Source organism: Roseateles sp. P4_D2 (assembly GCF_056401875.1).
Genome location: NZ_JBFUIM010000005.1, coordinates 245,323 through 268,396 on the forward strand (window position 1 = coordinate 245,323; position 23,074 = coordinate 268,396).

Annotated in this window: 13 protein-coding genes; 5 read left to right on the forward strand and 8 right to left on the reverse strand. The window is 66.9% G+C overall.

Features of this window, described 5'->3' with window-relative positions; genetic code table 11:
• The first annotated feature begins 46 nt into the window (after window positions 1-46).
• Window positions 47-373, forward strand: a complete 327-nt coding sequence (locus tag AC1DW0_RS11240) for a YkgJ family cysteine cluster protein (RefSeq protein ID WP_457352917.1) — start codon at window positions 47-49, stop codon at window positions 371-373.
• 6 nt (window positions 374-379) lie between these two features.
• Here AC1DW0_RS11240 and AC1DW0_RS11245 read toward each other — a convergent pair whose 3' ends face one another.
• Window positions 380-1,597 (reverse strand): tetratricopeptide repeat protein, encoded by a 1,218-nt coding sequence (locus AC1DW0_RS11245; protein ID WP_477945866.1) that lies wholly within the window; start codon window positions 1,595-1,597, stop codon window positions 380-382.
• A gap of 290 nt (window positions 1,598-1,887) precedes the next feature.
• On the opposite strand from AC1DW0_RS11245, the gene AC1DW0_RS11250 reads away from it, so the two are divergent.
• On the forward strand, window positions 1,888-5,466 hold the full coding sequence (locus AC1DW0_RS11250) for an alpha-1,6-glucosidase domain-containing protein (protein ID WP_477945868.1): 3,579 nt from the start codon (window positions 1,888-1,890) through the stop codon (window positions 5,464-5,466).
• 11 nt (window positions 5,467-5,477) lie between these two features.
• Window positions 5,478-6,029 (forward strand): PEP-CTERM sorting domain-containing protein, encoded by a 552-nt coding sequence (locus tag AC1DW0_RS11255; RefSeq protein ID WP_056201838.1) that lies wholly within the window; start codon window positions 5,478-5,480, stop codon window positions 6,027-6,029.
• 42 nt (window positions 6,030-6,071) lie between these two features.
• Here AC1DW0_RS11255 and AC1DW0_RS11260 read toward each other — a convergent pair whose 3' ends face one another.
• Together AC1DW0_RS11260 and pulA are read right to left on the reverse strand one after the other, a co-directional pair.
• Window positions 6,072-7,220, reverse strand: coding sequence for a GGDEF domain-containing protein (locus tag AC1DW0_RS11260; protein WP_056201836.1), 1,149 nt, complete (start codon window positions 7,218-7,220; stop codon window positions 6,072-6,074).
• A gap of 147 nt (window positions 7,221-7,367) precedes the next feature.
• A complete protein-coding gene (pulA, locus tag AC1DW0_RS11265; protein ID WP_477945871.1) occupies window positions 7,368-10,076 on the reverse strand; it encodes a pullulanase-type alpha-1,6-glucosidase in 2,709 nt (902 codons plus the stop codon).
• Window positions 10,077-10,203: 127 nt separating this feature from the next.
• Here pulA and AC1DW0_RS11270 point away from each other — a divergent pair, with 127 nt between their 5' ends.
• Complete coding sequence (locus AC1DW0_RS11270) at window positions 10,204-11,829, forward strand: alpha-amylase family glycosyl hydrolase (protein ID WP_056201832.1); 1,626 nt, start codon at window positions 10,204-10,206, stop codon at window positions 11,827-11,829.
• Window positions 11,826-13,655 carry a glycoside hydrolase family 13 protein gene (locus AC1DW0_RS11275; RefSeq protein WP_056201830.1) on the forward strand — a complete coding sequence of 610 codons (1,830 nt, stop codon included), beginning with the start codon at window positions 11,826-11,828 and terminating at the stop codon, window positions 13,653-13,655. The genes AC1DW0_RS11270 and AC1DW0_RS11275 overlap by 4 nt, the downstream gene beginning before the upstream one ends.
• 49 nt (window positions 13,656-13,704) lie before the next feature.
• Here AC1DW0_RS11275 and AC1DW0_RS11280 read toward each other — a convergent pair whose 3' ends face one another.
• From AC1DW0_RS11280 to AC1DW0_RS11300, 5 genes are all read right to left on the reverse strand, one after another.
• A complete protein-coding gene (locus tag AC1DW0_RS11280; RefSeq protein ID WP_477945874.1) occupies window positions 13,705-14,385 on the reverse strand; it encodes a PEP-CTERM sorting domain-containing protein in 681 nt (226 codons plus the stop codon).
• A 151-nt stretch (window positions 14,386-14,536) separates the two neighbouring features.
• Window positions 14,537-16,045, reverse strand: coding sequence for a 4-alpha-glucanotransferase (gene malQ, locus AC1DW0_RS11285; RefSeq protein WP_056201826.1), 1,509 nt, complete (start codon window positions 16,043-16,045; stop codon window positions 14,537-14,539).
• Window positions 16,042-18,120, reverse strand: coding sequence for a glycogen debranching protein GlgX (glgX, locus tag AC1DW0_RS11290; protein WP_457352933.1), 2,079 nt, complete (start codon window positions 18,118-18,120; stop codon window positions 16,042-16,044). The genes malQ and glgX overlap by 4 nt, the downstream gene beginning before the upstream one ends.
• A gap of 86 nt (window positions 18,121-18,206) precedes the next feature.
• Window positions 18,207-20,384, reverse strand: a complete 2,178-nt coding sequence (glgB, locus tag AC1DW0_RS11295; RefSeq protein ID WP_457352935.1) for a 1,4-alpha-glucan branching protein GlgB — start codon at window positions 20,382-20,384, stop codon at window positions 18,207-18,209.
• A gap of 2 nt (window positions 20,385-20,386) precedes the next feature.
• On the reverse strand, window positions 20,387-22,843 hold the full coding sequence (locus AC1DW0_RS11300; RefSeq protein ID WP_457352937.1) for a glycogen/starch/alpha-glucan phosphorylase: 2,457 nt from the start codon (window positions 22,841-22,843) through the stop codon (window positions 20,387-20,389).
• Window positions 22,844-23,074: the final 231 nt, after the last annotated feature.

The following is a 23,074-nucleotide window of genomic DNA, read 5'->3' on the forward strand; positions in this document are numbered from 1 at the left end:
TGAGGTGGGAGCGATCCAGTGTCTCACCGCTGCCTACACTGGCTGGATGAGTGACAACCCCTGTTTGAGCTGCGGCGCCTGCTGCGCGAGCTTTCGGGTCGACTTCGACCGCAGCGAGCTGGAGAGCGAAGGCGGCGGCGTGCCCGATGGCCTGGCGGTGGAGCTCACCGGCCGCCTGGTGCGCATGCGCGGCACCGACCATGCCCAGCCGCGCTGCGCGGCGCTCAGCGGCAAGGTGGGCGTGAAGGCCAGCTGCGGCATCCACGAGTGGCGCCCCTCGCCCTGCCGCGAGTTCGGCGAGCGGGCGCCCATGGGCATTGGTGACGAGGCCTGTGCCCGGGCCCGAGCCCGGCACGGGCTCGCTGCGATCTGATGGCGACTAGGATCCCGCCGGCCCTCGCAGCGGTATGCGCTGCTGGCGCTGCTGCTCGCGGATCTCGTTCAGCCAGGCCAGCTTGGCGCCGTACATCTCGCGGTCCTTGACCGTCGCGCTGTTCTCCAGCGCCTTGGCGATCTCGCCGCGCGCACCCGACACATCGCCCATGCCGTAGTTGGCCAGGCCCAGCCAGAAATGGAACTCGGGCACATAGGCCGCTCGCGCCAACTCCTTGCGGAACAGCTGGCGGGCGGCCGCGTACTCGCCCGCCCGCATGGCCGCCAGGCCTTCGTCGAAGAACTTGTAGGGCGCAATGGGCTGGATCTGGGCGAGCTGGTTGGAATAGACCAGAGCCTCCTCCCGGCGACCAGTGTCGCTGAGCACGAGAACGAGGTTGGACATTGCCTGGGTGTTGAGCGGCTCGCGGTCCAGCACCAGGCGCAGCGTCGCCTCGGCGCGGTCCATCAGGCCCTTGCGGCGGTAGAGCACGGCCAGGGTGTTGTAGGCCGACAGCCAACGTGCATCGGTGCGGATGGCCTCGCGCGCCCACCAGTAGGCGTCATCAACCTTGCCCACCGTCAGCGCCTCAGCGGCACGGTTGTTCAGGAACATCGCCAGGATGGTGGACTCGTCGACGACCCGGCCGCGATGGCCGCGCACCTGGTCGGGCGGCAGGAAGTCGATGGTCAGCAGCTCCGGGTCACCGAAGACGGTTGTGCGGCCGACGGCCAGCGGCCGGGCCAGGCTGATGTTGACGTGGCCGGCGACGAAGAAGATGCCGTTGGAACGGGTCCAGCTCTCTTCCAGGAAGACGCTGTTGAAGCGCACCGGCATGTTCAGGTGGCGGGCGAAGGCCGCCGTCATCAGCACCAGCGACATGCAGTTGCCACGCTTGGCCTCGAAGGCCTCGGCCGCCGTGCGGGTGGTCTCGGCGTCGTAGTCCAGCTGCAGCCGGCCCTTGGTGTAGAGGGCGTCGATGAGGCCATCGCGCAGACCCTTGTTGCGGATCTCGCTGGCCATCTCCGTCTCGGCGAAGCGCTTCATCGCCGGGCTCAGAGCCAGCGCCTCCTGCGCATCGATGTGGACGCTGGGCGGCTTGAACGCGGAATCGACGAAGACGTCGGTGGTCGGCGGTGGCCTGGTTTCGACGGCGCAGCCACTCAGGCCGACCGCCGTGGCGATCACGGCCAGGGCGGCGCTCAAGGTACGGATCTTGTTCATGGCAGTCCCCTGCTCTCGCTGCAGTCTCCTGGTTGAAGCTTAGTCCTGCGCTGCCCGCATGTCGTGAGTCATCCTCACGATTTCCTCAGTCGTCACATCTTTCGTTTCCTTCCAGACGCAAGGCATCATGATTGAAATAAAACTACACATAGATCAAATAGATCCATGAGCCTTCTGGGCGAATCTCTCTATACATAGTGGAAATTCATGAACTTCCCCTCGGGATTTCACCAACTTCCATATGTAGTTTTGCTTCAATAGCATCCGCGCACTTCCAAGGAGTGCACGACATGAAGGCATGGGCAGGCTGGGCGCTGCAGGCGCGACAGGCGATCACGGGCTTGGCAATCGGCGCGCTGGCGCTGCTGGGGGCCTGTGGCGGCGGGAGCGTCGAACCGCAGGCCACCATGAGCAGCGTCAGCAGCGCGGCAGCCGAAGACAGCAGCGGCGTTGAGCTGCTGGCCAGCGTGCCAGCCGCCCAGCAGGCGCCACGCGCCAAGATTGCCGCCGTGGCTACGCCCGGTGCACCCGCCACCTCGCTGCGCGTGCACTACCGCCGCTCGGGCGGCGACTACGCCGGCTGGCAGATCCACACCTGGAACGCCGCCCAAAGCCCGAACTGGAACGGCGGCTGGAACGCGGCCGGCAGCGACGACTTCGGCGTCTATTACGACGTGCCCCTGGCCGCGGGCAGCGGCACCGTTGGCTTCCTGCTGCACAACGGCGACAACAAGGACAACGGCGGCGCCGACCAGAGCTATGCGCTCCAGGCCGGCGCCAACGAGATCTGGCGCTTGGCAGGCGACAGCACCAGCTACGCCAGCAACCCGCTGCTGCTGCCCGCGCCCGACATCAAGACCCTGCGCGTGCACTACAAGCGCTTCGACAGCGGCTACAGCGCCTGGGGCCTGCATCTGTGGAACGGCAGCGGCCTGAACGCTCCGGCACTGCCCGCCGGCGTCAACATCGAGAACTGGGGCCAGCCCGTCCCGCTGAGCGCCATGCCCGGCTACGCGGTCGGTGACGGCGAAGTCGTGTTCGACATCCCCGTGCTGAACCCGCAGGGCGACGTGAATCGCAAGGCCCTGGAATTCATCATCCACGGCATGCCGCCCAACGAGAACGACAAGGATGGCCGCAACGACAACATCCATGTCGAGTACGCCGCGCTGAACATCCAGAACCAGGTCGGCCAGATCTGGCTGGTGGAGCGCGACGCCACCGTCTACTTCGCGCCGCCGGACCTGCGCCAGGTCTCCAGCACCGACGCCCGCGCCGTGTGGCTGAACAAGAGCATGGTCAAGTGGCCGCGTGTGGCCACCAGCAGCCCGGTTCGCCTCTATTACTCGGCCACCGGCCAGATCAGTGTCGGCCTCGAAGCCCCCGTGCAAGGCGCTGACGGCTACATCACGCTGGACGCCTTCACCGGCACCGTGCCCGCCGCTGACGCGCTGCGCTTCAAGTACGTGGCCAGCGGCACCGTCTTCAACGTGCGTGCAGCCGACCTGAGCCGCCTGCCCGCCCTGCACCAGCAGCAGCTTGTGCTTGTGCAGGAAGACGCCAACGGCAAGGTGCAGAACGCCACCACCGCGCAGATCGCCGGCGCGCTGGACGACCTCTATGCCGCCGCCAACAACGTGCCCGACCTCGGCGCCGTCGCCAGCAATGGCAGCACCAGCTTCAAGCTCTGGGCACCCACCGCGCAAAACGTATCGCTGGTGCTGACGACGGCCCTGGGCAACTCGGGCCTGACCCGCACCACTACCGACCCGATGGCGCGCGACGCTGCCACCGGCGTCTGGAGCCTCAGCAAGCAAGGCCATCTGCAAGGCGCCACCTACCGCTACCAGGTGCAGGTCTTCGTCAAGGGCACGGGCCTGGTGAAGAACCTCGTCACAGACCCCTATTCCCTCGGCCTGACCCTGGGCAGCCAGCAAAGCGTTGTCATGGACCTGCAGGCCCAGGCCACCAAGCCCAATGGCTGGGACCAGAGCGCGCCGCCCACCACCGTGGCCGCGCCGTCGGACCTCAGCATCTACGAGCTGCACGTCCGCGATTTCTCGATCAACGACGCCACCGTGCCCGCCGCCAAGCGCGGCAAATACCTGGCCTTCACCGAAAGCCAGTCCAATGGCATGAAGCACCTGACGGCACTGGCCGCAGCCGGCCTGACCGACGTGCACCTGCTGCCGGTCTTCGACATCGCCAGCGTCAACGAAAAGAGCTGCGTGACACCCGCCCCCAGCGGCGCGCCCGACAGCGACTCGCAGCAGGCCACGGTCGCGGCTACTGCCGGCACCGACTGCTTCAACTGGGGCTATGACCCACTGCAGTTCAGCACGCCCGAAGGCAGCTACTCCAGCAATGCCAACGACCCGCTGACCCGCGTCGTCGAGTTCCGCCGCATGGTGCAGGCCCTGAACGTGGCTGGCCTGCGCGTGGGCATGGACGTGGTGTTCAACCACACCACCTCGTCGGGCCAGAACGCCAACTCGGTGCTCGACAAGGTCGTGCCCGGCTACTACTACCGCCTCAGCGCGACCGGCGGCATCGAGCGCTCGACCTGCTGCGAGAACACCGCGGCCGAGAACCTGATGATGGCCAAGCTGATGATCGATTCGGCCGTCACCTGGACGCGCGACTACCGCATCAGCTCGCTGCGCTTCGACATCATGGGCCACCACCCGCGCTCGGTCATCGAGGCACTGAAGGCGCGCGTCAAGGTCGCCACCGGCCGCGAGGTGCAGATCGTCGGCGAGGGCTGGAACTTCGGTGAAGTGGCCAACGGCGCGCGCTTCGTGCAGGCCGAGATGCTGTCGCTCAACGGCTCGGGCATCGGCAGCTTCAACCCGCTGATCCGCGACGCGGTGCGCGGCGGCGGCTGCTGCGATTCCGGCAACGCGCTGGTCAGCGAGCAGGGCTACGTCAACGGCTACTTCTACGACTCCAACGCCAGTGCTTCGGGCCAGAACCGCGGCACGCTGATGTGGCAGGCCGACCGCCTCAAGGCCTCGCTGGCCGGCTCCATCCGCAGCTTCCAGATGCAGACGAGCTGGGACGCCAACCTGCGCCTGGACCAGATCGACGTCGGCGGCATTCCGGCCGGCTGGGTGCTGGAGCCCGGCGAAGTCGTCAACTACGTGGAGAACCACGACAACCTGACGCTGTTCGACAACAACGCCTTCCGCCTGCCCACCGGCACCAGCAAGGAGGACCGCGCCCGCGTGCAGATCCTGGCCAGCGCCATCAATGCCTTCAGCCAGGGCGTGGCCTATTTCCACGCCGGCGTGGACACGCTGCGCAGCAAGAGCCTGGACCGCAACAGCTACGACAGCGGCGACTGGTTCAACCGCCTGGACTGGAGCTATGCCGACAACAACTTCGGCGTCGGCCTGCCGCCCTCGCGCGACAACGGCGACAACTGGAACCTCGCCCGCCCGCTGCTGACCAACCCGTTGCTCAAGCCCCACCCCAACGACATCGCCTGGACGCGCGACGCCTTCCGCGACCTGCTGCGCATCCGCAAGAGCAGCACGCTGCTGCGCCTGCGCACGGCCGAGGACATCAAGGCGCGGTTGAGCTTCCTGAACACCGGCTCCAACCAGGAGGCCACCGTGCTGGTCGGCCGCCTGAACGGCGTGGGCTACCCGGGCGCCAACTTTGATGAACTCGTCTACCTGATCAACGTCGACAAGACCGCCAAGCAACTCACGCTGCCCACGCTCGCCGGCCACGCGCTGGAACTGCACCCGGCGCACACCGCCGACCAGCACGCTCGCGCAGCCACGTTCGACCGCACCACCGGCGCCTTCAACGTGCCGGCCCGCACGGCCGTCGTCTTCGTCGCTCGCCCCGCGGCATCCAACTGAGAACCCAAGGCATGAACAAGCAACTCCAACGCCTGGCCACTGCGGCGACCCTGGCTTTCGCCGGACTCACCGCCCAGGCCGCGCCCGTCGTCGTCGACGTGAGCGGCGCGCAGAGCATCAACCTGCTGGGCGAAGCGGGCAACACTGTCTGGCTCATCGACATCGGCGCCAACGCGGTACTGAACTCGCTGGCCTGGACGCTGGACCTGAACGCTTTCGCGCCCAGCGTGTTGTCGGAGATGCAGCTCAGCTTCGGCAACTCCAGCGGTCTGGACTTGTTCACCTTCGCGCCGGGCGCCCTGGACAGCACCAGCGGCAGCGGCAGCTACGCCGGCTCGCTTGACCTGACGCTCCTGGGCGTCAGCGCTGGCGCCGACGGCCAGCTGCGCATCGAGTTCAGCGAGGGCTTCAAGGACTTCGCGCTGAACGTCGCCGAGGGCCAGTGGGTCAGCGGCAATCTCAGCTTCGACGTCAGCACCGTGCCCGAGCCGGCTACTGCGGCGCTGGTGCTCCTGGGCCTCGGCCTGATCGGCGCGCATGGGCACCGCACCCGGCGCGGCTGAGTCGCGCACCATTCAAATCAAAGGCCCTGGCTGCCGCGCGTTTCAGCGTTTCGCATATTCGACGCGGTTACGGCCGGAATTCTTGGCACGGTAAAGCGCCTGGTCTGCGCGCGAGATCGATTCCGATATGTCTTCCACCGGCCGATACTCGGTCAGCCCCATCGACACCGTGACCTTGAAGTCATCTCCAAATCCGGGGAATCTGATGGCTTCGATCAGCCGACGGATTCTCTCTGCGCAGGCCTTTGCGCCATCTGCACCCGCCTGCCCCAGGATCATCATGAACTCCTCTCCGCCAAAGCGCGCTGAAAAATCGCAGCCACGCAAAGTCTTTTGCAGTGCGTTGGCCACCTCCTTGAGCACCTCATCTCCTTTGAGATGCCCAAAGCTGTCGTTGACCAGTTTGAAATGATCAATATCGACAACCACGATTGAGAATAGCTGGCCGGTGCGGTCGGCGCGATTCTTCTCGACGGACAGCACATCCATCAAATGGCGCCGATTGAACAGGCCCGTCAATTCGTCATGAATCGACATATCGTGCACCATCTTCAATGCCTTTTCCAGTTCGGCATTGAGCTGGTGCGCAGCGTCCCGGCTTTGTTCAGCAGCGCTTTTCGCCGCCTTCACCTCGGATCTTTGACGGGCATACTGGTCGGAAAGATTGCAGATAAAAAGGGCGGCGGGGAGAAAACAGAGTGCGTAGAAAATCTCGACACCCAGTGATCCAGGCTGCTTCAGATGAACGATTGCAACATATGAGCCGGCCATCTGCAGCAATGTCGCGCTGGCAGTAACGATGAGGGACTGGATCAGGTTTGCGTTCGACAAGAGAAACGACAGCGCCATCAGGGCGCAAAACAGCGCAGCGCCGCGTACTTCCCTGAGAACGAGAAACCAGGCCGAATACATGACGAGCCAGACGGCAAACTGGCCGAAGAAGACGAAGTTGGCGAATTTCTTGGTAGCTACATTCTTCAGCCTGATCCACAGCAGGAATATCGCCGTAACACCTAGCGATATCGACGCAAGGAGCAAGACCTCAGGAAGCCTGACCGAAGAAATTCCTGCAAGGTAGGCCCCCAGAGTCGCAATCTGTGTGATGGCATACGCGACAAAAACAAGCGTCGTATATTTGAGAAGGATCTTCTTTCTGCGGACGTTCTTGTCGAAATCTTGCGCAGCTTGCATGGTTGACGTCGCCTGACCTCTGTTGACCCATTCCTTGAATCCTCAACCGGCAAGCCCGCGCACCAGCGTGTCGTCGCGTCTCACCGGAAGCCGTTGGCGGAATATCGTTGCTTGTTCGCGCCGCTGCAAATCCCGCCAACGGCGCCCTCAATCCAGCACGAACACGGCCGCACTGCGGGCCGGCACATCGAAGACACCGCGAACCGCCTTGGCCTCGCGCGCCACGCGCCGATCCGCCGCCTGTGAATGGCGCTGCGCCGGGTGCAGGCGCCAGACGGCAGAGGCCTCCTCGGGGAGGTTCAGCGTCTGCGCCGTCGGCGCGACGTTGATCAGCGTCATCACGGCTTTGAAGCCAGCGCCCGGCAGGCCCTTTCCGTCGATTCGCGTCGCCACCAGCACCGGGTTCTGGCTTGGGCCGCTGCCGGGGAAGCTCAACCGCTTCTTGATCTCGGCGGCGCTGCTCAACCGCAGCAGCGGCGTGCTGGCGCGGATCTGCAGCAGGTCGCGAAAGACGTCGCGGGCCCAGGCGATCTCGGCCGGGCCGGGGGAAATGGCCCCATCGGTCAGCCGCTCGCGGGCCAGCGCCCAGTCGCGGCCGTCCTTGCCGAAGTTGTCCTGCCTGGGCGGCAGGCCGGTGCCGAAGTGGTTGCTCTTGTAGCTCCAGTCCAGCCGGTTGAACCAGTCGCCGCTGTCGTAGCTGTTGCGGTTCATGCTCTTGCTGCGCAGGATGTCCTGGCCGGCATGGAAGTAGGCAATGCCCTGGCTGAAAGCCACCACCGCAGCGCCCAGCATCTGCACGCGGGCGCGGTCCGCGCGGCTGGTCGCCAGCGGCAGCTTCAACGTGTTGACGTCGAACAGCGTCTGGTTGTCGTGGTTCTCTACGTAGTTGACGACCTCGCCCGGCTCGGACGCGAAGCCGGCCGGCTGGTCGCCGCCGTAGAGGATGGCATCGAGGCGCTTGGTCTCGCCACGCCAGGTCGTCAGCTCATAGCCGCGCAGCGAGCCGGCCAGGCCGACACGGATCATGTCGGCGGCGGCCAGCAGCTCTTCCGGCTTCGCGTTCGACAAGGCATTGGGCGCGTACACCAGGCCATTGAGCCAGCCCTGGTTGCGCACGCTGTCGTCGCCGCCCTCGCCTGCGCTGCCACCTCGTGCGGCATCCCGGCCGCGGTCGCTGAACGAGCCGATGCCGCTGCCGTTCAGGCTCAGCTGCGAGGCCTGCACAAAGCGTGCGCCGTTGCCCACCTCGCCGAAGTTCCAGCCCTCGCCCAGCAGTTGCACCGGCCGGCCGGCTTCGGCATTGACACGCTTTTGCAGCCTCTCCATCGCCTCGCGCGGCTGGTGGCCCATCAGGTCGAAGCGCATCGAGTCGATCTTGTAATCGCGCACCCACAGCGCCGCCGAGTCGATCATCAGCTTGGCCATCATGCGGTGCTCGGTGGCCGTGTTGTCGCAGCAGGTCGAGCGCTCGATCTCGCCCTTGGCGTTGAGCCGCTGGTAGTAGCCGGGCACGAGGCGGTCCAGCACCGACTTGCGGGCCTGGCCGGCGGCCGACATGTGGTTGTAGACCATGTCCATGCCGACCCGCAGCCCCGCCCCGTGCAGGGCCATGACCATCCGCCGGAACTCGACGACTCGTTTCAGCGGATCGGTCGCATAGCTCCCCTCGGGCGCATTGAAGTGCCAGGGGTCGTAGCCCCAGTTGAAGCAGTCGCCGGCCGCCACGGCCATGACGGCGGCCTGCTGGGCCTCGCCGTCGGCGGGCGCGTCGGGCACCGTCGGCGTCATACAGCCGCGCTCCGGCACGCTGGCGAGGTCGAAGACCGGCAGCAGGTGCACGTCGGTCAGGCCGGCCTTGGAAAGCGCCTTGAGGTGCTTCATGCCGTTGGACTCACCTTGCGTGAAAGCCAGGTATTTGCCGCGCCATTCGGGCCGCACAGTCGTGTCGCTGACCGAGAAGTCGCGCACATGCAGTTCGTAGATGACCTGGTCGGTGGCGAGCCTCACGCGTGTCGGGCGCGGCGAGGCGTCCCAGCCACGCGGCTTGAGCGCGGGGGCAGCAAGGTCGGCGACGACGCTGAGCCGCGAGTCGGCCGTCAGCGCAACCGAATAGGGGTCGGTGACGAGGTTGCGTACGCGACCGTGCGTGGGCGTGACGACGTCGACGAGGTAACGATAAGACTGGCCGCTCAGGTCGCCGGGCAGCTCGGCGCGCCAGACACCGATGGCGGCATCGAGACGCATCGCATCGACCGCCACCGCGGGCGACTCGGGTCCGGCATGGCGACACAGCAGCACGCGCTGGGCCGTCGGGGCCCAGACGGCAAAGCGCGTCTGCGCCTTGGCGGGATGGGCGCCAAAATCCGTCACGCGCTCGGCCGCGGCATAGAGGTCGTCCAGGGCGCCGGGCAATTGCAGGCCCGTCGCGCCGATGACCCGGCCGTCGGCAGCTTCGTGCACCAGCATCAACTGCTCACGCAGCAGGGCCGCGGCATCCGCGCCGCCCGCAATGGCGAAGCGCGGCCCCTCACCGATGAAACGGAATCGCGCCGGCAGCGCCGCCGTGGCGAGCACGAGTTCGACCGCGCCATCGGCACCAGTGACCCTGTCGCCAGCCGGCGCCTTCAGCCCCGCCGCCCGGGCGTGATACAGGCGTACGCGGTCGCCGCCCTGCAGCTTCAGCCCCGGCCACTGCACGGTCCGCGCATCCAGCCAATAGGCCTCGGCTRCCGGCCGCGCAGCAGGTGCGGGGATCGGCACTTCGGCATTGCAATCGTCCAGATCGCTGGCGCACGCTGCACCGGCAATCAGCGTCAGGCCCAGCGCCATGCAGCACAGCAGGGGGCGAGATGGCATGAAGGTCTCCTTGTTGTTTTTGAATAGTAGCAAAACTACATTCATCGAAATCCCGCTAGCGAATCACCCAATGTCGTCGCTATGCTCGGTATCAGATTGATAAGTAGTTTGATTACATGACTGCCTCATGGACAAGTTTTCTCGTCCACACCGCCACCTGCTGAACACCATGCAAAAGCAACTGCTGCTCACCCTCGCACTGGCCGCAGCGGCCACGGCACAAGCCCAGATCGACACACGGCCGGTACCGCCCCAGCCGCGCGCCAGCGCCCTGCCCGCGAACTGGCAGCACGGCGTCTTCATGGAAGTCTTCGTGCGCGGCTACCAGGACAGCAATGGCGACGGCATCGGCGACCTGAAAGGCCTGACCCGGCGACTGGACTACCTGAAGAAGCTCGGCGTCAGCGGCCTGTGGCTGATGCCCATCACCGCCAGCTCCGATCACGATCACGGCTACGCCACGACCGACTTCCGCGCCATCGAACCGCAGTACGGCACGCTGGCCGACTTCGACGAGCTGATCCGCGAGGCGCACAAGCGCGGCATCGCCATCGTCATGGACTACGTCATCAACCACGCGTCCTGGCAATTCCCGCCCTTCCAAGAGGCCGTGGCCGACCGCAATAGCCCCTGGCGCAGCTGGTTCGTCTGGAATACCGCGCCGGGCCCCGGCTGGGACATCTGGGGCAAATATCCCTGGTACGACGCCGCCACCAAGCCGTGGGACTGGCCCGGCGAACTGAAGGACCTGCCCGCGCCGAAGCCTGGTGCGCCGGACGTGTTCTTCGGCACCTTCGGCCCGCAGATGCCCGACTTCAACATGCGCAACCCGGCCGTGGTGCAGTACCACGAGGACTCGCTGCGCTTCTGGCTCAACCGCGGCCTGGACGGCTACCGGCTGGATGCCGTGCCTCACCTCATCGAGAACAACGCCAAGGACTGGAACGACCAGCCCGAAAGCCGCGTGCTGACCAAGCGCTTCCAGGACCTCATCAAGAGCTACCCCGGCCGCTACGTCGTCTGCGAGGCCACGGCCGAGCCCATCGCCTATGGCAAGCCGGAGCTGTGCGGCGGCGCCTTCGCCTTCAACCAGAACTACGAAATCATCAAGGCTGCCAAGGGCGAGGTTGCGGCGGTGCAGAAGGTGGCCGACTACTACCGCAGCATGTCGCCGACGATGGCGACCTTCCTGCACAACCACGACATCTTCACCGGCCAACGCGTGTGGGACCAACTGCACGGCGACGAAGCCCGCTACCGGCTCGCCGCGGCGAGCTATCTGCTGCTGCCCGGCACGCCCTTCGTCTACTACGGCGAGGAGATCGGCCATGCTGGCATCGACGGCAAGGGTGACGATCCGCTGCGTTCGCCGATGAGCTGGACCGCGGCAGGTGGTTTCACGACCAACCCCCAGCCCTTCCGCCCGCTGGCCCTGAACCGCAGTGCCCATAACGCCGAAAGCCAGCAGCGCGACGCCGGCTCGCTGTTCAACTTCTACCGTGAGCTGATCGCGCTGCGCCGCGCGTCGCCGGCACTGACATTGGGCCGCTACGAGTCCGACCGCGTCGACGGCGCCGTCTGGAGCTTCCAGCGCGTGCAGGGCAAGGAGCGTGCCCTCGTTGCCATCAACTACGGCGACACACCGGCCACCATCGAACTGACGGCGCATGCCCGGGCGCTCTATCCCAAGGGCGCCATCTCCGCCACGCTGCAGCCGCTTTCGGTGCGCATCTACAGCTTGCAAGCGCCATGAAGTCCCTGATCACCCTGACCACCGCCCTGTTGATGAGCCTGAACACGATGGCCGCCGGCCTGCAGCATGTCGAACCGCCCAACTGGTGGGTCGGCATGCGCGACACCTCCCTGCAACTGATGCTGCATGGCAGCGGCATTGCCGGCGCCCAGCCGACGCTGGCGCCCTACCCCGGCGTGAGGTTGAAGGGCAGCCACCGCGCCACCAGCGCCAACTACCTCTTCATCGACCTCGACGTGAGCCCCGACGCCAAGCCGGGCGAACTGCTGCTGAACGTGGCCGGCACGACGCTGCGCTACCCGCTGCTGGCCCGCGCGCCGGGCTCGGCGCAGCGCCAGGGCTTTGGCCCCAGGGACGCCATCTATCTCGTCGTGCCGGACCGCTTCGCCCAGGGCGGCAGCGGCAAGCCCGCCGACATGAAGGAAGGCATCCACCGCGACGACCCCGGCGGCCGCCACGGCGGCGACCTGGCCGGCATGCGCCAGCACCTGGGCTATATCGCCGGGCTCGGGTTCACCCAGGTCTGGCCGACGCCGCTGGTCGAGAACAACAGCGCCAGGTACAGCTATCACGGCTATGCGGCGACGGACTTCTACAAGATCGATCCGCGCTTCGGCACGAACGACGACTTCGGCGCCTTCGCCACCGAGGCTCGGGCCCAGGGCGTCGGCGTAATCCAGGACATCGTGCTCAACCACATCGGCAGCGGCCACTGGTGGATGGCCGACCTGCCGGCGCCGGACTGGGTCAACCAATGGCCAGCCGGATACACCGAAACCCACCACGCGCGCATGACGCTGCAGGACCCTTACGCGTCGCCGAGCGACCGCCTGCGCTTCACCGATGGCTGGTTTGTTCCCGGCATGCCCGACCTGAACCAGCGCCGGCCCGAGCTGGCCACCTATCTGACGCAGATGACGCTGTGGTGGGTCGAGCGCTTCGGCCTGTCAGGCATCCGCACCGACACCTACTCCTACTCCGACCGCGACTTCCTGACCCGCTGGTCGGCCCGCGTCATGCAGGAGTACCCGCGCCTGAACATCGTCGGCGAGGAATGGAGCCCGCACCCGGCCGTCGTGTCCTACTGGCAGCGCGGCAAGAAGAACCACGACGGCTATGTGTCATACGCACCCAGCCTGATGGACTTCCCGCTGCAGGGCAATCTGCTGGCCGCACTGACCGAGGACGACGGCGCCCACACCGGCCTGACCAAGCTCTACGAGGGCCTGGCGCATGACTTCGTCTACCCCGACCCGGCCAACCTCGTGCTGTTCGACGGCAACCACGACACGCCGCGCCTGTTTTCGCTGCTCAAGCGCGATGTCGGCCTGACCAAGATCGCGCTGGCCTACCTCGCTACCACGCGGCGCATTCCGCAGCTGTTCTACGGCAGCGAGATCCTGCTCGAGAGCCCCGTGGAGCGCGACGACGGCCGCGTGCGCGCCGACATGCCCGGCGGCTGGCCCGGCGACACCGTCAACGCCTTCACCGGCGCGGGCCTGACGGCCGAGCAGCGTGAGATGCAGGACTGGACGCGCCGCCTCTTCAACTGGCGCAAGGGCGCCACCACCATCCACGACGGCGCGCTGATGCAGTACGCACCGCTGGACGGCTGCCATGTCTTCTTCCGCTACGAAGCCGACCGCACCGTCATGGTCGTGCTGAACAAGAGCGCCGAGCCGGTGAATCTGGCGCTGTCCCGCTTCAGCGAGCGCGTGGCCGCGGGTGACCGTGCCCGCGACGTCCTCGGTGACCGGGAGTTCAGCCTCGGCGCCACGCTGACGGTGGCGGCGCGCAGCCCGCTGATCCTGGAAGTCTCGCGCTGAACGGAAAAGGGCTCCTTGCGGAGCCCTTGTTGCGTTCGGCAAGAGCCGATCAGCGCATTTGGCGGCGACGAGCCAGCAGGCCGACCATGCCCAGGCCGGCGAGCAGCAGCGCGTAGGTCTCGGGTTCCGGCACGGGGACGGCGGTGAACTCGAACGTCAGCTTGTTCTGCGGCTGGGCGCCGATGGCAGCGAAGCTGCCGCCCATGGCGTTCAGCGTGATCGAGGCGCCAGTCACTGCGAAGCTGCTGAAACCTCCGAGCGGGACGCTGGTGGAGCCCGAGAAAAAGCCGAGGGACGGCGAGCTCGGGGTCTGGGTCAGGGCGCCAGCCGGCAATGCAACAACCGGGCCTCCGTCAATCGACATGCTGCCCGTCGCCGTGATCGACGTCGTCGCGCCAACGCCGCTCTGGAAATAGACGATATTGCCGAGGCTGGACGTGAGCGCGCCGCTCAGCGCGTAGCCTGGGTTGACCCAGATCGTGAAGTCGGGAACAGCGAAGGTGGCCGAAGCAGGAGCGCCGCCAATGCTGGTGACATTCACGGACGGATCAACCGACCATGAGAAGCCGACCAAACCGCCACCGCCACCGAACCAGCTGCTGATCGAACCAAAGCTCGTCGTGGTTTCGTCGTAGGTGACCGAGTAGGCGCCACCGTTGAACGTCGTGGTGGCGCTGGCCAGACCAGAAACCAGCAGGGCTGCTGCGGCGACGATTGTCTTGATTTGCATGATTGAACTTCCCCTGAAAACCGACCGGAGCAAAGGCCCCGCGAAAAACTAGGGGGATGCTATCGAGCGATAGCTTTCTAGGGGGACCGCTCTGACCAAAACAGCGATGTTAGGGGGGCAAAACCGCCCCCGGTTCGCGGGGGAGAGCCGCTCAGGGCAGACGCAACAGCTCGAAAGGCCCGCGGCCCGAGGCGGCGGTGATGAGTCCGAGCACACGGGCCGGCTCGCTGCCCAGCATGCCCCAATGGAAGCGCCAGCCCCAGTTGCCGCCCAGCACGCCGGGCACGTTCATGCGGTGGGCGCTGCCCAGGCCAAGCACGTCCTGCAGCGGATACACGGCCATGTTGGCCACCGAATTCGCGCAAGCGCGGATCATGGCCCAGTGCACGTCGTGGTCGCCGCAGGCGAGGTAAGAGCCGGCAAAGGCGCGCTCGCGAGGCTTGGCCTGGTCCCACCAGCCGCGCACGGTGTCGTTGTCATGCGTGCCGGTGTAGGCCACCGAGGCCCTGGGCCACATATGCGGCAGGAATTCGTGCTGCGCTGTAGCGCCGAAGGCGAACTGCAGGATCTTCATGCCGGGGAAGCCGCAACCATCGCGCAGCGCGTGCACGTCATCGGTGATGAAGCCCAGGTCCTCCGCCACGATGGGCAGCGGGCCCAGGGCTTGTCTGATGGCGTCGAAGAGGGCCATGCCCGGGCCGGTCAGCCACTGGCCCTGCGTGGCGTCGGGGCTGCTGGCGGGAATCTCGTAGTAGCCGGCAAAGCCGCGGAAATGGTCGATGCGAAAGACGTCGGCCTGCGTCAGCGCGCGCTGGATGCGCGCCGTCCACCAGGCGTAGTTCTCGTCGGCCATCTTGTCCCACCGATAGAGCGGGTTGCCCCAGCGCTGGCCGAGCGGGCCGAGGTCATCGGGCGGCACGCCGGCCACCACCGTGGTCTGGAAGTTGTCGTCCAGCTCGTAAAGGTCGGGGCGCGACCAGCAGTCGGCGCTGTCGTGGGCGACAAAGATGGGCAGGTCGCCCATGATGTGGACGCCGCGCTCGTTGGCGTAGCTCTTGAGCGCTCCGGCCTGCACATCGAACTGCCACTGCACGAATTGCCAGAAGGCGATCTCGTCGGCGTAGTCCTTGCGCGCCGCCGCCAGTGCCGCGGACTCACGCTTCTTCAGGCCTTCGCTCCACTCCCACCACGGCTGGCCATTCAGCGGCGAGCGGATGGCCATGAAGAGGACGTAGTCGTCCAGCCAGCTCTGCGCTTCCAGACACCACTTGGCGAAGGCGATGCGGTCGACGTCGGCCGCGTTGGCGAAGAAGCCCTTGGCGGCCGCGCGCAGCTGCTGCTCGCGCCAGGGCGTGACCTCGCCATAGTTGATTAGGCCGCCGTTGAAGGCCGGGACGCTCGGCTGGGTCAGCCAGCCCTTGGCGACCAGCGGTTCCAGCGCCACCATCCACTGGCTGCCGGCGAAGGCCGACACGCCCTGGTAGGGGCTGTCGCCGGGGCCGATGGGCGTCGTCGGCAGCAACTGCCAGACGGACTGGCCGGCGGACTGCAACCAGTCGACGAAACGATAAGCGTCGGGGCCGAAGTCGCCCATGCCATGGGGGCCGGGCAGCGAGGTGATGTGCAGCAGCACACCCGAGGAGCGTTGGTTCAGGTTCATGCGTGGCGCAGTACGACGAGGGAACGGGCCGGCACATTGAGCGGCTGGCCGGGAAGAACGAGGGGCGCGGCCGATTCGCCGCTGCTGTCGAGCACGAGCTGCCAGGGCCCGTTGCAAAGCAGGAAGGGCAGCGGCGCCGGGTCGGGGTTGAAGACGATCATCAGCCGCGGTGCGCCGGCATCCGCTTCGCGCAGCTGGGCGCCGAAAGCGCGCTGGCCGGCGTCGTGCCAGTCGTGCGGACTCATCTCGTGGCCGCTGGGCGCGTACCAGGCAATGCTGGCGTCTCCCGGGCCACTGGCAAACCAGCGCGGGTGGCGCAGCAGCGGCTCGCTCGCGCGCAGGGTCAGCAGTTGCGCGACGAGCTCGGTCGTGCGGCCTTCAGCCTGGTCCCAGTTCAGCCAGGTGATGCCGTTGTCCTGGCAATACGCGTTGTTGTTGCCGCCCTGGCCATTGCCGATCTCGTCACCGGCGCACAGCATCGGCGTGCCTTGCGCCAGCAGCAGCGTGGCCAGCAAAGCGCGGCGAACGCGTTCGCGGGTGGCGTTGATGGCGGCGTCCTCGGTCGGGCCTTCGGCACCGAAGTTGGCGCAGAGCTCGCCGTCGCGGCCATCACGGTTCTCTTCGCCATTGGCGTGGTTGTGCTTGGTGGAATAGCTCGTCAGGTCTGCCAGCGTGAAGCCGTCATGAACGGCCACGAAGTTGACGGAGGCGGTGGGCAGCCGCTGCCCATGGTGAAAGACATCACTCGAGGCCATGAAGCGCCGCGCCAGCTCTCCGCGCCCGACGCCCGGTCCGGCGCCGAGCCAATAGCCGCGCACGGCATCGCGGAACTTGTCGTTCCACTCCAGGAAGCGGCCGGGGAAGCGGCCGACCTGGTAGCCGTCGTAGGCCGCGTCCCAGGGCTCGGCGATCAGGTGCACGCCGGCCAGCAACGGGTCCTGGCGCAGCGCGGTGAAGAAGGCGGCATTCGGGTCATAGCCCTGGTTCGTGCGGCCCAGCACCGGCGCCAGGTCAAAGCGGAAGCCGTCGACGCCCATCTCGGCGACCCAGTAGCGCAGCGAGTCCAGCACGAACTGCGTCACGCGCGGGTGGGCACAGTTGACGGTATTGCCGCAGCCGGTCAGGTTCTCATTGCGGCTCTTGTCATCCGCGACGAGCCGGTACCAGGTGGCGTTGTCCAGGCCACGCAAGCTCAGCGTCGGGCCGAACTCGTTGCCCTCGGGCGTGTGGTTGTAGACGACGTCCAGCACCACCTCCAGGCCGGCCTCGTGCAGGGCGCCCACCATCTGGCGGAACTCGGCCGTCACGGCGGTCGGGTCGTTGCGGTGAGCCGCATTCGCCCAACGCGGGTCCGGGCAGAAGAAGCCCAGCGTGTTGTAGCCCCAGTAGTTGTGCAGGCCGCGCTCAGCGAGGTGGGGCTCGTCGATGCAATAGTGCACCGGCAGCAGCGACAGCGTCGTCACGCCCAGGCGCTTGAAATGAGCGATGGATGCGGGGTGGGCCAGGCCGGCATAGGTGCCGCGCAGTTCCTCGGGCATGCCGGGCAGCAGCTTGGAGAAGCCTTTGACATGGGCCTCGTAGAGCACGACGTCGGCCGGCGCGCGGCGCGGCTGGTGGGCACGCGCGTGATTCACGGGTGGTGGCGCGACACGCGCCTTCAGCGCCTGCGTCGCGTTGTCGCGCGCATCCAGCGAGCGCGGGCCGTCCGGGTGGCCCAGCTCGTAGCCGTGGTGCTCGGCCCGCCAGCCGAAGTGGCCGACGATCTCGCGCGCGTACGGGTCCAGCAGCAGCTTGTGCGGGTTGAAGCGGTGGCCCTGTTCGGGCACATAGGGACCGTGGGCGCGCAGGCCGTAGACCAGGCCGGGGCCAACGCCGGGCAGGAAGCCATGGAACACGCCGTCGTGCGGGCCGTCCAGCGCGTAGCGGCGCAGCTCGCGCTGGCCTTCGCCGTCGAAGACGCAGAGCTCGATGCGCGTCGCGTGCTCGCTCGCGAAGGCGAAGTTGACGCCGCCGTCACGGGCGAGCGCTCCCAACGGCTCGTGCCAGCCGGGTTGCAGATCAGGCAGATGAGCCATGGACTCAGCGCCCGCTGGGCCGCCCCGAGGGCGTTGGCGCCCCCTCGGGGGGCAGCGAACAGAGTGAGCGTGGGGGCTTCATTACTTCAGATCGGAACGAAGAACAATGTAGCCAGCGGCGGCAGGTTGATCGTGATGGACAGGCGCTTGCCATGCGCCGGCATCGCCTGCACGGGCAGGCCCGCCGCGGCGACGCCGTTGCCCATGTTGCTGCCGCCGTAGTAGGCCGAATCGGTGTTGAGGGCCTCGCGCCAGGCGGTCACGCCGTCGGGCACGCCCAGCGAATAGCCCTCGCGCGGCACAGGCGTCATGTTGCAGACGACGACGACCATGCGGCCCGTGCCGTCGCGGCGCACCCAGGCGTAGATGGAATGCTCGGCGTCATGGGCACTGATCCACTCGAAACCGCCCTGCTCGCAATCCAGCCGGTGCAGGGCCGTGTGGTCGCGGTAGAGCTTGTTGAGGTCGCGCACCAGGCGCTGCACGCCGGCATGGCGGTCGTCTTCCAGCAGGCCCCAGGGCAGGCTCTCGGCATGGTTCCACTCCTGGCGCTGGGCGAACTCCTGGCCCATGAAAAGCAGCTTCTTGCCGGGGTGGCCCCACATGAAGCCGTAGTAGGCGCGCAGGTTGGCGAACTTCTGCCAGTCGTCGCCGGGCATCTTGGCCAGCATGGAGCCCTTGCCGTGCACGACCTCGTCGTGCGAGATGGGCAGCATGAAGTTCTCGCTGAACGCATAGATCAGGCCGAAGGTCATCTTGTCGTGATGCCAGCGGCGGTTGATCGGGTCCTCGGCCATGTAGCGCAAGGTGTCGTTCATCCAGCCCATGTTCCACTTGTAGTGGAAGCCCAGGCCGCCCGCGTAGGTGGGCGCCGAGACGCCGGGGAAGCTGGTGCTCTCCTCGGCCACGCTGATGGCGCCCTCGATCTCGCCGACATGCTCGTTCATCTCGCGCAGCATCGAGATGGCCTCGAGGTTCTCGCGGCCGCCACGGATGTTGGGAATCCATTCGCCGGCGGGCCGCGAGTAGTCGCGGTAGAGCATGCTGGCCACCGCGTCCACGCGCAGGCCGTCGACGCCCCAGCGCTCGATCCAGTAGGTCGCGCTGCCGATCAGGAACTCGCGCACCTCGGTGCGGGCGAAGTTGTAGATCAGCGTGTTCCAGTCGCGGTGGAAGCCTTCCTTGGGGTCGGCGTACTCGTAAAGGCGCGTGCCGTCGAACTCTGCCAGGCCATGGGCATCGGCGGGGAAGTGGGCGGGCACCCAGTCCAGCAACAGGCCGAGGCCCTGCTCATGGCAAGCCTTGACGAAGCGGGCGAAGCCCTCGGGCGGGCCGAAGCGCGCACTGGGGGCGTACATGCCCAGCGTCTGGTAGCCCCAGGAGCCGTCGAAGGGATGCTCGCTGACGGGCATGAGTTGCACATGCGTGAAGCCCATGTCGACCACGTAGGCGGGCAGGTGCTCGGCGAGTTCGTCCCAGGTCGGGAAGTCACCGGCCACGCCGCGGCGCCAGGAGGCGGCGTGCACCTCGTAGACGCTGATGGGCGACTCGCGCCGGTTGGCGCGCTCACGCTGGCGCGGCAGCGGCGTCGGCTCGGGCAGGGCCGCGACGACGCTGGCCGTCTCCGGCCGCAACTGGGCGCGGCGGGCATAGGGGTCGGCCTTGAGCGGCAGCAGCGCGCCGTTGCCGTTGACGATCTCGAACTTGTAGAGATCGCCTTCGATGGCGTGGGGCACGAAGATCTCCCACACGCCGGCCAGGTGGCGCAGCCGCATCGGGTGGCGCCGGCCGTCCCAGTTGTTGAAGTTGCCGACGACGCTGACGCGCTTCGCATTGGGTGCCCAGACCGCGAAGCGCACGCCGCTGACGTCGCCGTACTGCACGACATGCGCACCCAGGCTCAGCCAGGGCCGGAAGTTGCGGCCTTCGGCAAAGGCCTTGAGCTCGTCGTCGCCGAGCTGGGGGTAGAAGTTGTAGGGGTCGGCATAGACGCCCTCGCCGCCCCCGGTCCAGCGCACGGCCAGGCGGTAGTCGAAGCGGTGCTTGCGACGTGGCACCTGCGCCTCGAAGAAGCCGCCGCGGCGCTCCTCCAGGTCGACGATGTGCTTCTTGCTGCTGGCATCCAGCAGCGCGACTTCCGCGGCGCCGGGCAGCAGCGCGCGCACCCAGAGCCGACCGTTGTCATCCGCGTGCAGGCCCAGCCGGCCGAAAGGATCGGCATGGCGGCCCGCCAGCAGGGAATCAACGTCGGCGTCGTTCAGCATCGTCAGGTGTTCAGACTCTTCACGGACCAGACACGGTCCACGTACTCGTTGATCGTGCGATCGGACGAGAACGGGCCCATGCCGGCGATATTGCGCAAGGCGCGTTCGGCCCAGGCCGCACGGTCGGCAAACAGCGCATCGACCTTGGCCTGGGTGGCGACGTAATCGGCGAAATCGGCCATCAGCAGGTAGACGTCGCGGTGCAGGAGGCTGTCGACAAGTTGCCGGTAGCGCTCGGTGTCGCCGTTACTGAAGACACCCGCCGCGATGGCATCGATGACGCGCTTGAGCTGGCGATTCTCTTCGACATACAGGCGCGGGTCGTAGCCCAGCTGCTTGATCTTGGCGACCGCATCGGCGCGCAGGCCGAACACGAACATGTTCTCCACGCCCATGGCCTCGGCCATCTCGATGTTGGCGCCGTCCCAGGTGCCGATCGTGACCGCGCCGTTCATGCCGAACTTCATATTGCCGGTGCCCGAGGCCTCGGTGCCGGCCGTCGAGATCTGCTCGGACAGGTCGGCCGCCGGGATGATGCTTTCGGCCAGTGTGACGCTGTAGTTGGGCAGGAAGACGAGCTTGAGCTTGTCGCCCACGCGCGGGTCGCTATTGATGACGCGAGCGACGTCATGTGCCAGACGCACGATGCTCTTGGCCGTCTGGTAGGCCGAGGCCGCCTTGCCGGCGATGACGACGGTGCGCGGCACCCAGTTCGCGTCGGGGTTGTCGCGGATCGCCTGGTAGCGGCTGATGACGTGCAGGATGTTCAGCAGCTGGCGCTTGTATTCGTGGATGCGCTTGATCTGGATGTCGAACAGGCTGTCGACATTGACCGAGATGCCCAGCTCACGGCGGATGACGGCGGCAAGGCGTTCCTTGTTGGCGCGCTTGACGGCCAGGAACTCCTCGCCCAGCTCCTTGTTGGCGGCCAGCGGCGCCAGTTCGCCCAGCTCGGCCAGGTTCTTGCGCCAGCCCTCGCCGATGCGGCTGTCCAGCAGGCCGGACAGCAGCGGGTTGGCCTGCTCCAGCCAGCGGCGCGGCGTGACGCCATTGGTGACGTTGTGGAAGCGCTCCGGCCAGATGCGAGCGTAGTCGGCAAAGATGGTCTGCACCATCAGCTCCGAGTGCAGCGCGGCCACGCCGTTGACGCGGTGCGACGAGACCAACGCAAGCGCGGCCATGCGCACGCGGCGCTCGCTGCCGTGGCTACCTTCGTCAATGAGGGACACCCGCGAGGCGAAGGCGTGATCACCGGGAAAGCGGGCCTGCACCTCTTCCAGGAAACGGTGGTTGATTTCGTAAATGATCTCGAGGTGACGCGGCAGCAGGTTCTCGAACATGCGCACGGGCCAGGTCTCCAGCGCTTCGGGCATCAGCGTGTGGTTGGTGTAGGCCACGGCTTGGCGCGTGATCTTCCAGGCCTCGTCCCAGCCCAGGCCATGCTCGTCCAGCAGCAGGCGCATCAGCTCGGCGGGTGCGAGCGCCGGGTGGGTGTCGTTGAGATGGATGGCGTTGGTCTTGCCGAGGTTGTGCAGCGAGCCGAACTCGCGCAGATGGCGCGCGATCAGGTCCTGCAGCGAGGCGCTGACGAGGAAGGCCTCCTGCTTCAGACGGAGCTCGCGGCCGGCTTCGGTGGAGTCGTCCGGGTAGAGCACCCAGTTCAGCGCATCGGCCAGCACCTGGTGGCGGGCAGCGCGGGCGTAGTCGCCCTCGCAGAAGGGCTTGAAAGCGATGGGCGCCGCCGTGGCCTGCCACTGGCGCAGCGTGGAGACGCGCTCGCTGTGGTGGGCGGGCACGATGAAGTCGAAGGCCTGGGCCTCGATGCTGTCGGCCGGCTGCCAGCGGCGCACGCCCGAGGCATCGACCTCGATGCGGCCGCCAAAGCCAACCTCGTAGCGCAGGTCCTGTCGAGGCAGCTCCCAGGCGGGCGAGTCGCGCGTCCAGTCGTCGGGCTGCTCCAGCTGGCGGCCCTGGCTGATGACCTGGGCAAAGGTGCCATAGCGGTAGCGCAGGCCGTAGCCGAAGGACGGCAGCTCCAGTTCGGCGAAGCTGTCCAGGAAGCAGGCCGCCAGACGGCCCAAGCCGCCATTGCCCAAGGCCGCATCGGGCTCGCGCTCCAGCACATCGCCCAGGGCCAGACCCTGCTCGGCCAGCTTGGCTTCCAGCGGGTCGACCAGCTTCAGGGCGGCCAGCGCATTGGACAGCGCGCGGCCCATCAGGAATTCCATCGACAGATAGTGCACGCGGCGCACGGGCGCCTTGTCGCCACGCTGGGCGTCAGCGGCCTGCGTGGTGGCCCAGCGGCGGGCGAGCGTCTCGCGGCAGGCGATGGCCGCCGCGTGCAAGGCCGCCTGCGGCGTGGGGCCATGGCTGGATTGGGACAACTCGCGCTCGTAGGCGGTCTCGAAGGCGGCGCGCAAGGCCTTGTCTTCGGCGGAGAGGGCAGTCGGCTTCTTCATCGCGGTGGAGGCCTTGGCGGCGGGCTTGCGTTGAACGGGTAACGCGAAGCTCTTGGGTGTTGGGGAGTTCATCAGTGCCGGCCCCCAGCGACGGAGGCAAGAATGCTACTCGACGGGCAGCGTTGGCTGAAGTATCGACCAGCTCCGCCCTGTTGTGTAGTTTGACTACATATGGAAAACCCGAGATGTTTTGCAAAGCCTTGATTTTCAAGGATTTCATGAAGATTCGAA

Coding starts and splice junctions, on each gene's coding strand:
- AC1DW0_RS11250 (WP_477945868.1), top strand. CDS start 1,888: ATGAAGGCATGGGCAGGCTGGGCGCTGCAGGCGCGACAGGCGATCACG.
- AC1DW0_RS11270 (WP_056201832.1), top strand. CDS start 10,204: ATGGACAAGTTTTCTCGTCCACACCGCCACCTGCTGAACACCATGCAA.
- AC1DW0_RS11280 (WP_477945874.1), bottom strand. CDS start 14,385: ATGCAAATCAAGACAATCGTCGCCGCAGCAGCCCTGCTGGTTTCTGGT.
- AC1DW0_RS11260 (WP_056201836.1), bottom strand. CDS start 7,220: ATGCAAGCTGCGCAAGATTTCGACAAGAACGTCCGCAGAAAGAAGATC.
- AC1DW0_RS11275 (WP_056201830.1), top strand. CDS start 11,826: ATGAAGTCCCTGATCACCCTGACCACCGCCCTGTTGATGAGCCTGAAC.
- AC1DW0_RS11240 (WP_457352917.1), top strand. CDS start 47: ATGAGTGACAACCCCTGTTTGAGCTGCGGCGCCTGCTGCGCGAGCTTT.
- glgX (WP_457352933.1), bottom strand. CDS start 18,120: ATGGCTCATCTGCCTGATCTGCAACCCGGCTGGCACGAGCCGTTGGGA.
- glgB (WP_457352935.1), bottom strand. CDS start 20,384: ATGCTGAACGACGCCGACGTTGATTCCCTGCTGGCGGGCCGCCATGCC.
- AC1DW0_RS11255 (WP_056201838.1), top strand. CDS start 5,478: ATGAACAAGCAACTCCAACGCCTGGCCACTGCGGCGACCCTGGCTTTC.
- AC1DW0_RS11245 (WP_477945866.1), bottom strand. CDS start 1,597: ATGAACAAGATCCGTACCTTGAGCGCCGCCCTGGCCGTGATCGCCACG.
- AC1DW0_RS11300 (WP_457352937.1), bottom strand. CDS start 22,843: ATGAAGAAGCCGACTGCCCTCTCCGCCGAAGACAAGGCCTTGCGCGCC.
- malQ (WP_056201826.1), bottom strand. CDS start 16,045: ATGAACCTGAACCAACGCTCCTCGGGTGTGCTGCTGCACATCACCTCG.